Raw genomic sequence first — 15,951 nt, 5'->3', positions numbered from 1 at the left:
GGCAGACACACATGATTCGCATCGTAGATAGACGGGCCGACAGCAAGAAAAAGAGTGCAGTGAATCGCCAGCGTTTCATGCGGCGCTTCAAGCAGCAGATCCGGCGTGCGGTGGCGGATGCCATCGACGGGCGTTCGATCAAGGACCTGGACAACGGCGAGAACGTGTCCATTCCCACGCGCGACCTGTCCGAACCCTCCTTCTCGCACGGACAGGGCGGCGAATGGGAGCAGGTGTTCAGCGGCAACGACCAGTTCGCTGCAGGCGACGAGATCAATCGCCCGATGGGCGGCGGCGGCGGGGGTGGCGCCGGCAAGGGCGCCAGCGACAGCGGCGAAAGCCAGGACGATTTTGTCTTCCAGCTCTCGCGCGAGGAATTCCTGGACATCTTCTTCGATGACCTCGAACTGCCCCACATGGTCAAGACGCAGCTCGCGCGCATCCCGCTCTACAAGACGCGCCGCGCCGGCTACTCCAACGACGGGGTGCCGACCAACCTCAACCTCGTGCGTTCGATGCGCGGCGCGCTGGGCCGCAGACTGGCCCTGGGCGCCCCCTACAATGGGCGCATCCGCGAGTTGCACGAAGAGATCGAGAAACTGGAAGCCTGCGTCCCCCGCGACGAAGCCAGCATCCAGAAACTCAAGGAAGAGATCGGCGTGCTGCGCGCCAAGATCGAGGCCATCCCCTTCCTCGACACCTTCGACCTGCGCTACAACAACCGCGTGCGGCAACCCATTCCCTCCACCCAGGCCGTCATGTTCTGCCTGATGGACGTATCGGGCTCGATGGACGAGGAGAAGAAGGCCACGGCCAAGCGCTTCTTCATGCTCTTGTACCTGTTCCTTACGCGTACCTACGAGCAGATCGAGGTCGTTTTCATCCGTCACCACACGGTCGCCAAGGAGGTGGAAGAGGAAGATTTTTTCCACTCACGCGAGTCAGGCGGCACGGTGGTTTCCAGTGCGCTGGAACTGATGCACGACATCGTGCGCGAGCGCTATGCCGGCGGCAACTGGAACATCTACGGCGCGCAGGCCTCGGACGGTGACAACTGGGAGAACGACTCGCCACGCTGCCGCGAGTTGCTGGCCGACGCGATCCTGCCGCATATGCAGTACTTCGCCTACATCGAGATCACCCCGGGCGAGCCGCAGAACCTGTGGCGCGAGTACGAAAAACTGCTGGGCAGCCAACGCAACTTCGCGATGCAACACATCGAGAACTACGCCGACATCTATCCGGTGTTCCGAGAGCTGTTCAAGAAATCACTTGTCTGAGGCCGACGCCATGGCAACGACCACGCCCCGCAAGCGCAGCCGCAAGCCCCTGCCGGCTCCCTCCGAGTGGAGCTTCGAACTGATCGAGCAGTATCAGAAAGAGATCGCTCGCGTCGCCGCACACTACAAGCTCGACACCTATCCGAACCAGGTCGAGCTGATCACGGCCGAGCAGATGATGGACGCCTACGCATCCGTCGGCATGCCGGTGAACTACCACCACTGGAGCTTCGGAAAACAGTTCATCGCCACCGAGAAAGGCTACAAGCGTGGCCAGATGGGCTTGGCCTACGAAATCGTCATCAACTCCAACCCGTGCATCTCTTACCTGATGGAAGAGAACACGATGACCATGCAGGCGCTCGTCATCGCGCACGCGGCCTACGGCCACAACTCCTTCTTCAAGGGCAACTACCTGTTCCGCACCTGGACCAATGCCGACGCGATCATCGACTACCTGCTGTTCGCGCGGAACTTTCTGACCCAATGCGAGGAACGCCATGGTGAGGAGGCGGTCGAGCTGCTGCTGGACTCCTGCCACGCGTTGATGAATGTCGGGGTCGATCGCTACAAGCGCCCGCCCAAGCTTTCGCTCGAGAAGGAAAAGCTGCGCCAGAAGGAACGCGAGGAATACCTGCAGTCGCTGGTCAACGATCTGTGGCGCACCTTGCCGCAACAAGAGGCCCGCAGCAACACAATGAACCAGCGGCGCTTTCCGGCCGAGCCGGAAGAGAATCTGCTCTACTTCATCGAGAAGAATGCGCCGCTGCTGGAGCCCTGGCAGCGCGAGGTGGTGCGCATCGTGCGCAAGGTCTCGCAGTACTTCTTCCCGCAGCGTCAGACCCAGGTCATGAACGAGGGCTGGGCCACCTTCTGGCACTACACCCTGCTCAACACGCTGTACGACGAGGGGCTACTGGCCGACAGCTTCATGCTGGAGTTCCTGCACTCGCACACCAGCGTGGTCATGCAGCCGCCCTACAACGCGCCCTGGTATCGCGGCATCAACCCTTACGCGCTGGGTTTCGCGATGTGGACCGACATCCGCCGCATCTGCGAGGAGCCCACCGAGGAAGACCGGCGCTGGTTCCCCGACATCGCCGGCAGCAACTGGCTGGAGACTTTCGACTTCGCGATGCGCAACTTCAAGGACGAGAGTTTCATCGCCCAGTTCCTGTCGCCCAAGCTGATGCGTGATTTCAAGCTCTTCGCCATCATCGACGACGACCGCGAATCTCGTCTCAAAGTGGCCGCCATCCACGACGACAGCGGATATCAGCGCGTGCGCCAGGCCTTGTCGGAGCAGTACAACATCGGCGCGCGCGAACCGAACCTGCAGGTGTGGGACGTGGACGTGCGCGGCGACCGCTCGCTGACCCTGCGCCACCAGATGTACAAGCGTCGCCCGCTGGGCAGCAGCACGGAGGAGATGCTCAAGCACGTCGTCCGGCTCTGGGGCTTTGGTGTGCGCCTGGAGTCGGTGGACGACGAAGGCATCATCGTCGACTGCAACGAGATCCGCCCCGAACCACGCAGCCCCCTGGCCAGCGCGGCCTGATCAGCGCGCCGCGGCGAGGCAAGCCGCGACGTCCTGGAACGCGCCCGGCAGCACGCCGCCTTCCAGCTTGGCGCCACACATGTCATGCGTGCGCTGTGGATCGGCCTCGATGTGCGCCGGCGGCGCGCCGCGCCACTCGAAACGCAAGGCCTCCGCGTCGAGGAACAGGCTGCGCACCGGATGCCGCCCAAAGAAGCTCGCCAGCACCTGCGAACGATTGCCCTCTTCGTCATGCAGGACGGCGTCGTCGCGTGCGCTTAGCGGTCCGTCGATCAGGTTGCCACGCAGGCGGGCGCTGCTCTCGGGATAGCGCACCGTCACCCCGGCGGTGTCGATCACCGTGTTGTGCAACAGGCTGCTATTGGCCGCCGAGTTCAAGTAGATGCCGCGATCGGAACAACGACTGACCAGGTTGTTGAGCATCACGCTGCCCTCCTGTTCCACCACGCAGCGCTGGTCGCGGCAATGGTCGGGGCTGGTGCCCCCGCCACCGAAGGACAGACCCACGCGCTGCCCGGGCTGGCCCACCAGGGCGGCCTCGCACACCACGAGATTGGCGTCGAAACGGTTACCCCGTCCACCGCCCTTGGCGAACATGCCATAGCTGATGCCGTCACCGCCGCTCTTCACGAAGTCGGCCACCAGATTGCGGGCGATCAGCCAGCCACTGGCTCCGACAAGATCGACCGAAGTCACCGGCAGGCGCGTCTTGCGCGGCGTGCGATTGACCAGGGTGTTGCCTTCGATGCGGCCGGCATCCGGGAAACGGCCCGCTTCACCATTGATCTTCACATGCGCGTCGAAGTCCTCCAGGCGACTGTTGCGCAACTGGAAGCCGCGCGCGCCGCCTGCGACATGGAAGGCATGCTCGCACAGCGCGCCCTTGTCCAGATCACAGGCGCCACGCAGCACGAGATTCTCGAATTGCCAGTACGGCACCAGCAGCTTGAAGGCCTCGCGCGTCTCGCTCAGCAGGATCACGCTGCCCAGGCGGTCGGCACGCAGCACGATGGGGCGTTCCGCCAGGCCGCCCCTGGGTGGGTTCAGAGTGCCTGTGATGCGGTATTCGCCGGGCAGGAGGTCCAATACGTCGCCGGGCTCGGCATGGGTGATCGCCTCGCGCAGGCTCGCCTCGTCGACCACACCCACGATGCGCCCCGCCGGCGGCTCGCCGCTGCGCCCGGGATGGGCACCGATCCAGTTGGGCAAGCCACTCAGGGCTGCGGGCGAATAGGCATCCAGCGCACGCAGGCTGTTGCCGATGAGGGCACCGACCCCTTCGATCAGGGCGTTGTGGCCACTGGCGCGGCGCTCGGCGTAGCGCGCCCACTCGCGCGGTGCGAAGGACTGCGAGGACAGGACCGTCAGTACGGCGATCAGCCCCACCAACCCGCCCAGGACCAGCAGCCCCAGCAGGACTTTCAACCTGACCCGGCTCATCGATCGCCCCCGCGTTGGACTATGTCCTAGATGGTGCCCAGGAAGGGCACCGCATATCCCCATGAATCGGGGCTTTCCTGTGTTTGTGGGGAATTTATGGGGATCACTTTTTCCGCCACACCAGCACCGCCACGACCAGAATCACGGCCAGCGATTGCACGGGGTACGCCACCAGGCACCCGATTGTGCCGATGGCAGCCATCCCGTAGATCAAGCTGGCCAGCATCCTGTCCATCATTCCCCCATCGCCCGCCTGGCGTTCGCGCGCATCTCACGCGGCGCCATTTTGGCAGTTCTCTCGGCGGCCGTCAGGCGCATGTTCAGCAGGCGGCGGCGCACTGCACCGGCGTCCCACTCGATCGGCGTGCCTGGGTTCCGCGCGTTCCAAGCCCCTACATCGGCCAGCACGTCGGCCAGGGCCTGCGGGTCGTTCTCGAACATGGCCTGTGCAGCCCGCGCATGCAGGTCCGACTTCACCACCTTGGCCATGGTGATCAGCTCCATCTGCATCTGCCGGGCCCGTCCTGGCTGGGCCACCGACGACGGTTGGAAGCCTACCGCCTTCCACACCGCATCGAGTGCGGACACATCCACCACCTTCTGCCCCCGCGTGTTGCGGTACATGCCAGTCTGGTACATGTCGATCGCCTTGGCGAAGTCCGTCACTGCCTTGGGGGCCATGGCCAGCGCGGCATCCTTCGTCCGGCCAGCGCCTGCGGCCTCCCAGGCGTCCCGCGTCTTCACGAATACCAGGCTGCCGGCGGCGCCCAGGATTTCCGACGCCTCGCGCAACGGGTCTTGCTGGCTGCGCTTGAAGAAGCCTGTCGCCGGGAGCAGGTTGCCCATGCTCAGGCGCCCATGCACATCCAGCGGAAGGCCGGCCGAGGCGCCGTACATCATCCAGCGCGCCGCCTCTTCACCGAAGGCGGCCTCCATGGCTTCCAGCTTCCACACCGCCATGTTCGTGTTGTAGCCGGCGGCCTGCCCGATCGTCTCGATGATGTCGTCCAGGTCGTCACCGAATGGCAAGCCGCCGATGCCGGTCATCACCAGCAGTACGCCCAGGGCCACCGCGCGCTGCTGAGGTGGCAAGCGCTTCAGGAACTCGAGGTAGCTGACGGCGTACTGCCGGAAGGTGAAGACGGCCGCGCCCAAAGCTGAGCGGGCCACGGCGGGCCGGCTGTGCTTGTCATAGACGAACTGGGTTTCCTCCACCGCCTTCTGCGCCACGGCGTAGGCTGCCGCCCCGTGCAGGCCTTCGGCATTGGCCAGCCGGTAGGCAGCGATGAACGCCGTCAGCCGGTTGTAGCGCTCGGCCACGCTGAAGAACTCGCCCCAGGCCTTGCCCGCCGCCCGGCCCAGCCGGCTCGACTTGTTGGCCTCGGCGTAGAGCATGTGGATCTGCTGCGGGTCCGTGATGCCTTCGGCAGACGCCTTGTCCAGCGCGCCGCGCAGCTCGGCTTCATCCGGCGCCCAGGTGCTGCCAGGTGCCACCATCCGCGCCGCGTCTGCCATGGCCCGGCGCAACTGGCTCACCGCGCCCTTCTTGGCCGACAGGTACGGTAGCGTCGTCGTGAAGGTCTGGGTCAGGTTCGTTACGGCCGCGGCAATCGAGCCGCCCATGTAGATGTGGAACAGCGCGCCGCGCAGACGGGTGCCTCCCTCTTGGGCCTGGGTGATGAAGCGCATCATGCCGATCGCGTCGTCCTTGACGTCGCCCTTCTCCTTGGGAATCTCCGCCACCGACTTGATCAGCTCGCCCATGTGCCAGTTCTTGGCCGTCAGGCGGGCGTTGCTGGTGATGAAGCTGGCCAGCACGCGCGACACGTCGTCCGAGTAGCCCGGAACCTTCCCGCGCTTGATCATCCGCTTCATGGCGTTTCGGTTGCCGATGGCCAGGCGCAGGTACTGCTGGAAGGCTTCCGTTTGCTCCATGCCGGCCACCTTCGCCAGGGTTTCCATGGTGTCGGGCGACACGCCGGCAAACAGCTCGTGACTCGCTTCCGACAGCACGCCCTGGCTCACCTTCACCTCTGGCATGGCCGCCTTCAGCTCGCGGGCAAAGGCGTTGGCCTCGGCCTCGTCTTCGAACATCCAGAAGCCCACCCGCTCGCCGGCCGCATCCAGGGCATCCACCGTGTAGGTGCCAAAGCGCATCAGCGGCATGTAGCCGTTGCGCAGAAGCTCGCCGATCTGCTGCACAGCCTCGCGCATCTGCTGCGCCAAGTCGCTGGTTTCTTCGAGCTGGCCGAGGTAGTGATCCAGCGCCGCCGCCATGCCGATGCCCGGCCGCGGCACATCCAGGCCTTCCGTCCTGGCCAGGGCCGCCAGGTGCGATTCGGTCAGGTCCGACAGGCTGGTGGCCACCGCGCGCCGCGCCTCCTTGTACTTTGCGATTTGCGCATCGGTCAGCTTGAACCGGCTGCGCAGCTCACCGTCACCGTAGAACCGATCTTCGATCGTGCCGGTGAAGAGCGCCGCGCTCACCGCCTGGCTGTCGCGCTTCTCCTGCGCGTAGCGTGCCGGGTTCAGGTGCTTCAGCGCGTCGCCGAACTGCTCCATCGCCGGCAGCAGGCCGGGCGCCTCTTCCATCGCGCGAGCAGCGAAGTTCTTCACCGCGTCGATGTAGCCGCCCGCCGCGTCGAATGCCCGCTTGTAGTCGGCATCCTTCCAGGCCTTGTGATACCCGGTGCCCACCCAGCGATTCAGGAAGTTGAAGGTTTTGGCGCTGCGCGTGTGGTCCGCGATGTACTCGCGCGCCAGCTTGGCCACGTTGCCCTCGGCCAGCGCATCGCGCAGGCGCTCGGTCGCCCTGCGCGGGCTCGGGATGCTCTCCTGCGGGAAGAACCCTACTTCTTCTCTGGCTCCTGCCGCTTCTCCGCGTCCTGCTTGAGCTGGTCTTGAAGCCATGAATCCGTCGCCGGATCCGTCTTGTCCGGCAGATTCATCAGCCGCTGCTTGTCCATCTGTTCTTGCTTTTCCATAGTCGCCCCACGATAGCGAGCCGTTCATGTCGACGTTCGGATCGCTTGAGATGTTGGCCATGCGCGTGCCCAGCTTCTTCCAGAATGGCAGCGCGTCGGCGCGGATGTCCTGAATCTCAAGCGTAGCACCCTCGGGCAGGCTGGCCAGGAGAGAACGCACCGCGGATTCCCCCAGCCCTTTCCCACGGTACTTCGGCGCCAGCTCGATGTTGCGCAGGCTGGTCAGCTTGCCGGCGCCATCCACGCCCAGCACCACAAAGCCAACACGCTGCCGGCCGCCGCCGCCCTCGGCGTACAGGTAGAAGCGCAGGCTGTCACCGATGCGATCGACCTGCTCCAGCGAGGTGTCCAGGCCGTGCAGCACCAGCCGGCCGCTGGCATCGGCCTCGGCTTCGTAGGCGTGCAGGGCGCGCTGCGGCGTGGATGCCATCACCTCGGGCATGCCGTGTTTCGTGCTGGCAAACTCCAGCGCCCCACGCGCCAGCGCCACCACATCGTCAGCCGTCAGCGTGGCAGGGTTCAGGCCCAGCTTCGCCAGGCCGGCCTTGACGGCATCCATCAACTTGCGCAACCAGCCGGCCAGCGCGCCCTGCTTGCGGGGCCCGTGCCCAGCCTTCACCGCTTCGGTCACGAAATAGGCAATCAGCTCTTCGTCGCGGTTCTCGGCCGCGGTGTCTGCAGGGATGCGGTCGCGGGCGATCCGCGCCAGCCGGCCTTCTTCGCTGTTGCCTTCCAGCGCGGCCCACAGCTTGATCTGGCGGGCCAGCTTGCCCATGGCCTCGTCGCCGATCAGCCCACGCAGGCCTGCATGCACGCCGGCTTCATGCATCAGCACCGCGAAGGCCTGGCCGGGCTCGATGTTGTCGGCCACCAGATACACCTCGCCGGTGTCGGTGAAATAGACGCCTTCGAAGTCCATGCCACCGCCAGATTTCTTGCCCATGCGGCGGCGGTACTGGGCCGGCATGCCCAGCACCGACTGCACCACATACACGTTGCCGGGCTTCTCGGTTTCGGCGCCGATCTCTTCCATCACCTGGGCGACGGTCGATTTCGGCTCAGGGTTTCCGAACAGCGCGCGGGCGGCAGATTCGCCCGTTTGTGCTATATTTTCTGTACCACCTTGGGGGCGAACCGTGGGGGCGGCATCACCGGCACTAGGATGCTTGCCTGCAAAGCCCGATGCGCCGGACGCATCAGCAGAAACGGGATCTCTGCTCCAAAGTGGCTTCCATCCTTCTTTCTCCTGCTTTTTCCCAACGTAGCCTTCACTCACCGGAAACGCGCTGTTGATCCGGTAGTAGTCGCCCGCTTCGTCTCTGGCTGCCTGCAGTTCAAGAAATACGACTTTCCCCTTCGCGCCTGACTGGACAGCGATCAACTGAGTGGTCTTGCCTGGCTTCCAGATTGCGTCGATGTGGCGCACCGCGTCTGAGACAAACGCCTCCACGCTGGGATACCCAGCAGAGCGAATTGACTTCCCGTGCCGGGCCTCAATGTGCGCCAAGCCCCAGCCGGTGCCGTCAGCATGCTGAACGCCAACCTGAAGCCGAATTTTCCCGGGCTGGCGCCGCATTTCTGCCGCCTGCTTTGCCGTGATTTCGCCGAAGTCCAAGCCGCCATCCGGAGCGCGCACAAATGCTTCGCTACTGCGCGCACGCGCCGCCTTCAGCTCTGCTGCGATTCCTCCGGCTTCACTCTTGGCTTCGCCTCGCGCCTCTTGGCTTTCCGGTCGGCGCGCTTCTTGGCCTTTCTCAGCCACTTGTGCAGGTTGGGTAGCATCGGTTCCTTTCGTCAGGATGCGGTTGATCCGGTCGGCCTTCGTTTCCATCGCCGGACGCGTGTGGTCGCCGTTGGCGATCCAGTCCTTGAACTCGGCCATCGGCATGGCCTTCACGGCGCGGATGCCGTCCCAGCCGTCGGAGTAGCTGCGCTGGTAGGCGTCGCGCGCTTCTGCCTCGCTGTCGTAGCCCAGCATGACCTTGTGTTCATCGAAATGCCCGTTCGCCTTCTTCTGGTCGATCACGAACACCTGGCCGTCGTACTCGGCCGGCGTGCCGGGCTTGATGAAGACGTCGATGTGGTCCTTGTCCTTGCCCACCGTGCCGCGGATGTAGCCGTAGTGGGCGGCCATGGTGTTGGTCCAGGCCTGCCCGTTCGGGTCCGTACCGCTGCGCGTGCTGCCCTCCGGGTTCTCGATGGAGATGTCCAGGCCGGCCACGCGGACGTGTCCCTTCTGGTAGTTCCCGGCGCGCTTCTGCGCTTCCGTTGGCTCCGCCAGGGCATTGGCCGGGTTGGTGGCGGCCTCGTTGGCGCGCTGGTCGATCAGTGCAGCCGGCTGTGCGTCGGTACCAACATCTCCCCCTGCCCCGCCGGCATCTCCCACAGCGCGATCCGCTCCACTGCGCTGTGCAGGTGCAAGGGCATCTCCACTTCCTCCGTCGGCGACTCCAGGCACAGAGAGAAGATCTCCATCGCCTCCGCCTCGCTGATCACCTGCTCCTGAATCGCGCGCTGCATCCACTCCGGTAACGTCACCACGGCGGGTCTCCTGCTGGGTCAGGTTGAGGGCTGCCGCCTTGGCGTCCCCCATGAATGGCAGCGCCGGCAGGGTGGCGTCGGCCACGGCCTGGCGCATGTCGGTTGCACGCTGCTCGGCCTGCTGCAGCTCGGCCATCTGCTCAGGGGCGCCGACGTTACCGCGCATGTCTGCCTGCATCGGTGGCACCGGTACCGGGCCCTCGGTGGCACTCAGCACCTGGCCGTCCAGCACGTTCGGGTCTGGCTGCTGCACCTCGTCCATGAATGCCGGTCGTGCAACTCCGTTCGTGCCGGCCACCATGCGGCCTTGCGGGTCACCCGGGCGGATGGGTGGCGGCGGCGCGAAGGGCACGATGTTCGCCGCTGCTGCAGCCTGCTTGCGCTCCACGCCTGACATGCTCGTTTCGTAGCCCTGGCGCTCCAGGTAGGCGTCGATGTCGTCGATCGCCTTGGCGCGCAGGTGCTGGGCGATCGTTGGATTCAGGGCCACCCGGTAGGCCTTCAGGTATTCCGCCCAGCCTTCCGGATCCTGCTCGCGCAGTTCGCGGGTCGCCGTGCGGTCGGCCATGAAGTCGGTCAGCACGCGGGCGCGCTCGGCCAGCACCACATTCGGGTCCGGCGTCGGCTGCGGTACCGCGGCAGAATTGGCGGCTCCTTCCCCTACGGCTGCGCGCATGGCCTGCGTCAGCTCCGCACCGCGCCGCTCCATGTCTCCAAGCTCTTGCAGCACCGCCCCTTGCTGCTCGGGGGATACACGGGTAACGAGTTCGCGCAGTTGCACGATCCGGCGTTGCACGGCGTCTCGCTCGTCGCTGATCCGCCCCAGGTCAGGCGCGGCCTGTTGTGGCGAAGCCGGCGCGCCGTTGGGCATGATCGGCTGCTGCGCAGCCTCGCGCACCACCTGCGGCACGCCTTGCGCTGCTCCGGCACCTTCCACAGCGCCGCCGACGGCACCGAACGGCGCGAACAGCGCACCCATGGCGCCAGCTTCCGCTGCGCCTTCGTCGATGGCCTGTTCCGGATTGTGCTGCTGGGCAGCCAGATTGCCGGCAACTTGGCCGAATGCTTCGTCCGCGCCTTCGCTGACGCCTTCGCCCAGCCCGCCCTTGACTGCCCCGGCCAGCATCCCGGGCGCGCCGGTCTTCTGCATGCCGCCAGCCAAGGCACGCTCCAGCGCCGAAGCCCCGGGCAGCTTGTTCAGCAGGAACGATGCGACCGCCGAGCCACCGCCGGCCAGCACCGCCGACGCACGCGCCGCGCGCTCGATGGCCTCCTGCTCCGACATTCCCTGACGCACCAGGGCCTGAATCGTCGGCGACTGCTGGGCCGCCTCCGGGTTGTCCTTGTAGTGCTGGATGATCTTGTCGTAACCGCCGCTCGCAGCGTCCGCACCCTGCATCACCGCGCCGGTACCGATGGCGGCGTTCGTCGCCACCTTGCCGGCAGCATCCACGCTCGCGCCTACCGCCCTGGCGCCCGCGCCCACCGCCCGGCCGACAAGCCCGGTCGAGATCAGCATCGGCATCTGTTCGACGATGAAGTCACCCAGCAGCGCCGGGCTGCCCAGCGTCTCGCCGGCTGCCGTCAGGAACTTGCCGGCGTTCGTGCCTTGCTGGTCGATGGCTTCGCGCCGGCCCGCCTTCAGTGCCTTGAGGTAATCGGTCTGCGCCTCTGCGGCGGCCTGCTGGATGTCGGCGGCCATCTTCCGGGCGCCGTTGTTCATGTCGCCGGTGGCCAGGCCGTAGATCGTGCCGCCGGTGCCGACCAGGCCATAGGTTCCAGACGCCCAGGCAGCCAGCGCGTCCCAGCCCTTCTCGCCCAGCGAGCGGCCCTTGGCCATGGTCGCGTCGCGTGCTGCGGAGATCTCGCGGGCGTAGCGCGTCTGCTCGATGTCGTCCGATGCCACCGGCACCGAATACCCGATGCCGGCCCGGCTGCTTGGCATGCCCTGCCCGACCGGCTCACCGAATGCGGGCAAAGAGTCAATGAAGCCCAAGCCGTCGCCCTTGCTTTCGGTGCGCAGGGCAATCTTCGGCGGCGCGCTCGTCTTGTTCGGCCAGAATCGCTGCGCCAGCTCGCGCTGCAGATCAACGTTCGTAGGGTCGGCCGCAGCCTCGCGTTCCACCAGCGTTTTCGCCAACTGGTCTCGCTGGGCCTGAACCTCCGGGCTCACCTTCCACGAAAAGCCGCCTGCCGGCTGGTCAGCACCAAACGCCGGCAGATCGTCCAGGAAACTCTTTGCCATGCGGCCCCCGTTATCGGTTCATGTCGGCCAGCGTTGGGATGCGGCCAGAGGCCGAACGCTGGGCCTGCCCTGCCGGCAAGGTGCGCTTGCGAGACGCAGCGGCCTCCTGCTCGCGCATCGCTTCCACCTGGGCGCGCAGTTGCTCGAACACACTGGCGTCCTGGCGCCCCATCCCCTTCGGCAAAGCGAGCCCGCCGTAGGCGTAGGACAACTCAAGCGCACGCACTCCGCCCGGGATGCCCTTTGCCTTCAGTTGCTGGTCGAGCTCTGCGCGCCCGGTTGGCGAGACCATCTTGCTGTTGATCTCGCGCACCGCGTCGGGGTTGGAGAAGATGTGCTGCTGCAGCCAGGCGCTTACCTTGTTCTCCGCCAGCCGGCGCGCCGCCGCACTTTCCTCGGCGTACCTCTTTTCTGCGGGCACGCCAGAAACCTCGCCGGGCATCAGGAAGGTGCCCATGCCATTCGCATTCACCACGCGCGACCACTCCAGCGAATTCGGGTCCAGCGCAGCGCTTTCCACGACCTGGCGCTGGCTCTCCGGCATGGTCTTGTCCTTCGCCAGTTGCACTGCGATCTGCGCCGCCACACCGGCCGACATACCGCCGTTGGCCCGCATGAGCTGCCCGGCGTCGTTGGCCACCACCTGCGGGTCCATGCCTGGTAGAGGCTGCCCCATGGCGTCCATCGGCAGCACGTCCTTGATCGCCTTGGCCAGCTCGGCTTGCGCCTTCAGCGCCTTGTCCGGGTTCTGGCCTTGCTGCCCGCCTCCAGGTGGAGTCACCCAGCCCTGTCCCGGCACGTACAGCGCCTCCCCGGCGTTCTCGCCCGGCATCTTCACCGTCATCGGCCGTGTATCGCCAGCCTTGGCTTCGGCCGGCGCCTGGTAGATCGGTTGCCCGTTGCGCAGTACCGTCTGCCCGGGGCTGACGTTGTGCATGCCGTAGCGGGCCTTGGCCGCTTCCGCCGCCTCGACCTCCATCGCCTTCTCGCGCGCCTTCAGGATCGCGTCGCTGGTGGCCTTCTCGCGCGCCATGCGGCCTTGCGGGTTCAGGTAGTCCATGAAGCTCTGCTGCGCCTCGCGCACATTGGCGAACCGCAGCGGGTCGCGCTTTTGCCCGAAGTGCGACACCCCGACCTCGATGCTCCCGTCCTGGCCGCGTACCGGTTGCGAGAACTCGATCCCGTCCTCGGCCACGTTGGCGATCTGCACCAGGGGCGAGATGTCTTCGCTTTGGAATGCGCCCATGCGCTGCGCTTGGGTCAGCATGCCGTCGATCATCTTGGTGCGCACCCCGGCAGCCAGTTGGCCAAGCTCTTCGTACTTGTCGAAGCGCCCCAACTCCAGGGCCTTCTGGCGCCCCTTGTTGATGTACTGCAGGGCCTGCCGCTGCTGGTCCGCCCCGCCCATCTGCGGCGCTTGCATCGGCTGTGCGCCCTGGGCGGGCTGCGCTTCGGCCAGCGATGCACCGCCTCCGCCGGCCGGCATGCTGGGCTGGCCAGGGTTCATGTCGGCCAGCGTCGCACCGCGGATCGCATCGTCCTCGCGCACACGCTGAAGTTGCCGGTCGAGCAGATAGTCCGTCACCTCATCGCGCTTGCGACGCACGGCGTCCTGTTCGCCCTGGCGGATGCCATCGACAAGGCCAGAAGCCCCTTTGCTGAATGCCTGTAGCAAGTCCATCTCGATCCCCTTACGGCTTCCACCAGCCGGCCCACTGGCCGATCTGTCCGATTGCGCCAGCCAGCCCGCCGATGGATTCGGCGGTTTTCTCGTCCTGCTTCATGTCGAGCAGGGTATTGGCGTAGCTGGAGTTGTTCGCCGCCACTTCGCGCGCCAGCTTCTGCTGGTTGTCGGTCTGCGCGAGCTGCGTGCCAGTGCCCACCAAGGCCGCGTCCGATCGCGTCACCGCGCCCGGTACCGTGGCGTTTTGCACGGCCGAGCTACCCGAAGCGTTCGCCATCGACAGGTCGGCATTCGCCTGGCTGCCCAGGCCGCTTGAGAGCTGGGCCACATTCGTCAGGCGCTGGGTGGCGAGTTCTCGCCCGGTGACACGCCCGCGGCTCATCTGCGCAGCCTTCGCGGCGGCTTCGCTCACGTCCATGTCGGCCAGGGTGGCGGTCGTCATCCCGCTGGACAGGCCACCGCTGGCAGATGCCCGGTCCAGGTAGTTCTGGCGGGCCTCGCCGAAGCTCTTGGTCACGCCCGCCTTGGCTTCTTGCGCCAGGCGGTTGCCTTCGGCGTTTCCGTCGAATGCCAGCGCGTCGGTCGTCAGCTTCTGCAGCGACGGGGCGTAGGTCGTCTCGAAGAGGGTGCGGTCGTAGGCCGCATTCTTCAGGCTGCTGTCCTGGGCGCTGAGCTGGCCAGCCACCGCCTTCGTGGCCGTGTCTTTCACGGCTTGGCGTTCCGTGCCGAGGTTGTTGTAGACGTTCTTGAACCAGTCGTAGGCTTGTGCGCCGTAGTCCGTCCCGGTCGCCGTCGGCGCCACGCCACCAGGAGTCGAGCTTGACCCCCCGCCGGCAACACCAGCCGCGGCGCCGATGCCTGCAACTGTCTTGGCGATGTCCAGCGCGCCCTTTACCGTCTTGGCTTGGTCGAGCACGCTGCTCTGCCCGCCCGATCCACCACCAGAACCGGAGCCACCGCCTACCGCAGTCGTACCGATCGTGCCGTTCAGTCCGGCTCCGCTGGTCGCTTCAGCAATCCCGCCGAAGCCCTGCGAGTACATACCCTGCAGGCCGCCCAGCGTTTCCAGGCCGGCCGCCCCGAGGTTCGCCCCAGAGCCGATCACGCCCATCCCGGGCCCGGCCGTCATGCCGAAAGAGCCGGCACCGCCCAGCGCCTCGACCGACCCGAGAGAGCCAACCCCGCCGCTGATCCCGGATGTCGCCGCCGGCACGCCGCCGAAGGCCGAGCCGCTGGCGTACATCTCGCTCAGGCTGCCGGCCCCGGTGCTGGTCAGGCCGCCCGCGCCTCCACCCGCCCCGCCACCGATCCCACCGCCAGCGCCAACACCGGCTTCAGCGCCGGCCGTCGCCCCACCAAACAGGCCGGCACCAGCCGCCGCACCAGCCGCCGCTGCGACCATGTAGGCGTACTTGACGTTGCTGTCGAAATTGTTGTCCCACTCTTCGTTTGCGTTGATGTAGTTGTCCTTGCCGGCGTAGAGGCCCACGCCAGGGACATACTGCATCTTGCTCAGGTCTTGGAAGCCGCCTTCAGCTCCAGCAGACAGGTAGCTGCCGTTGTAGGCGTTGCGGCCCGCGATCTCCGTTCCCTTCACACCCCCGGTGTTCGAGATCAGGCCCTCGATGGTCGCGCGCTTGTTCGCCATCACCGCCGCGCGGGTCTCGGGGTTCAGGCTGTTGAACTCTTGTCCGTAGGCCTTGATGAACTGCTCGTCGGTGAGCTTGTCGGGGTCCAGCGTCCGCAGGATCGACATCTCGGTGTCCAGCGTGCTTTCGCTGCCAGGGTCCCAGATGCCGTAGGTGCGCTTCTCGGTCGCCTGCGTGCCTTCACTGCCTTCCGTCACTCCGGTCGGCGCGAGCTTGAAGTCGATGGGGTTTGCGTTGACGTAATCGACAACCTTCTGCCAGTCCTGCGGTCCGGTGTAGAGGGAGTTCAGGGTACGCCGCAGCTCGGCGTCCTGGCCTGGCCGCTCGCCGGCAATCGTCTGGAATGACGGCTGGTTTGCGAGAGGCACCCACTCCTGGTAATCCTGCTCGCCTTCCACGCGACCGCCGCGCGTTTCGTAGCGGCCCCACTCTCCGCCGGAGCCCTGCTCGACTCCAGGATTGGCATCCTTGAACGCCTGCACCTGCGCGTCAGCCTGTTCCCATGGCGCAAGCGCATCGGTCCAGTTGTACTGTGTGTCGGCTGCGTATTTCTTCGCCATGGCGGCCATC

General features: G+C 66.0%; 7 protein-coding genes. 2 read left to right on the top strand and 5 right to left on the bottom strand.

What is annotated here, in order from left to right; translation table 11 throughout:
• Positions 1 to 11 precede the first annotated feature (11 nt).
• Both NMB43_RS10025 and NMB43_RS10020 read left to right on the top strand, forming a co-directional pair.
• Positions 12 to 1,280 (top strand): YeaH/YhbH family protein, encoded by a 1,269-nt coding sequence (locus NMB43_RS10025; RefSeq protein WP_494352017.1) that lies wholly within the window; start codon positions 12 to 14, stop codon positions 1,278 to 1,280.
• 10 nt (positions 1,281 to 1,290) lie between these two features.
• On the top strand, positions 1,291 to 2,838 hold the full coding sequence (locus NMB43_RS10020) for a SpoVR family protein (protein ID WP_494352016.1): 1,548 nt from the start codon (positions 1,291 to 1,293) through the stop codon (positions 2,836 to 2,838).
• On the opposite strand, the gene NMB43_RS10015 is transcribed toward NMB43_RS10020, so the two are convergent.
• The 5 genes from NMB43_RS10015 to NMB43_RS09995 all read right to left on the bottom strand — a co-directional run bounded on the left by NMB43_RS10015 (position 2,839) and on the right by NMB43_RS09995 (position 15,941).
• On the bottom strand, positions 2,839 to 4,278 hold the full coding sequence (locus NMB43_RS10015; RefSeq protein WP_494352015.1) for a right-handed parallel beta-helix repeat-containing protein: 1,440 nt from the start codon (positions 4,276 to 4,278) through the stop codon (positions 2,839 to 2,841).
• A gap of 103 nt (positions 4,279 to 4,381) precedes the next feature.
• A complete protein-coding gene (locus tag NMB43_RS10010; protein WP_494352014.1) occupies positions 4,382 to 4,504 on the bottom strand; it encodes a hypothetical protein in 123 nt (40 codons plus the stop codon).
• Between the two features lie 8 nt (positions 4,505 to 4,512).
• Positions 4,513 to 12,048 (bottom strand): GNAT family N-acetyltransferase, encoded by a 7,536-nt coding sequence (locus tag NMB43_RS10005; protein ID WP_494352013.1) that lies wholly within the window; start codon positions 12,046 to 12,048, stop codon positions 4,513 to 4,515.
• 10 nt (positions 12,049 to 12,058) lie between these two features.
• Complete coding sequence (locus NMB43_RS10000) at positions 12,059 to 13,729, bottom strand: hypothetical protein (RefSeq protein ID WP_494352012.1); 1,671 nt, start codon at positions 13,727 to 13,729, stop codon at positions 12,059 to 12,061.
• A gap of 10 nt (positions 13,730 to 13,739) precedes the next feature.
• Positions 13,740 to 15,941, bottom strand: coding sequence for a hypothetical protein (locus NMB43_RS09995; RefSeq protein WP_494352011.1), 2,202 nt, complete (start codon positions 15,939 to 15,941; stop codon positions 13,740 to 13,742).
• Between the last annotated feature and the right edge of the window lie 10 nt (positions 15,942 to 15,951).

It is taken from the genome of Uliginosibacterium sangjuense (genome assembly GCF_059132465.1).
The sequence above is the reverse complement of the archived record's forward strand: the minus strand, read 5'-3'. Positions and strand labels throughout refer to the sequence as shown.

Coding starts and splice junctions, on each gene's coding strand:
- NMB43_RS10025 (WP_494352017.1), top strand. CDS start 12: ATGATTCGCATCGTAGATAGACGGGCCGACAGCAAGAAAAAGAGTGCA.
- NMB43_RS10020 (WP_494352016.1), top strand. CDS start 1,291: ATGGCAACGACCACGCCCCGCAAGCGCAGCCGCAAGCCCCTGCCGGCT.
- NMB43_RS10015 (WP_494352015.1), bottom strand. CDS start 4,278: ATGAGCCGGGTCAGGTTGAAAGTCCTGCTGGGGCTGCTGGTCCTGGGC.
- NMB43_RS10010 (WP_494352014.1), bottom strand. CDS start 4,504: ATGCTGGCCAGCTTGATCTACGGGATGGCTGCCATCGGCACAATCGGG.
- NMB43_RS10005 (WP_494352013.1), bottom strand. CDS start 12,048: ATGGCAAAGAGTTTCCTGGACGATCTGCCGGCGTTTGGTGCTGACCAG.
- NMB43_RS10000 (WP_494352012.1), bottom strand. CDS start 13,729: ATGGACTTGCTACAGGCATTCAGCAAAGGGGCTTCTGGCCTTGTCGAT.
- NMB43_RS09995 (WP_494352011.1), bottom strand. CDS start 15,941: ATGGCGAAGAAATACGCAGCCGACACACAGTACAACTGGACCGATGCG.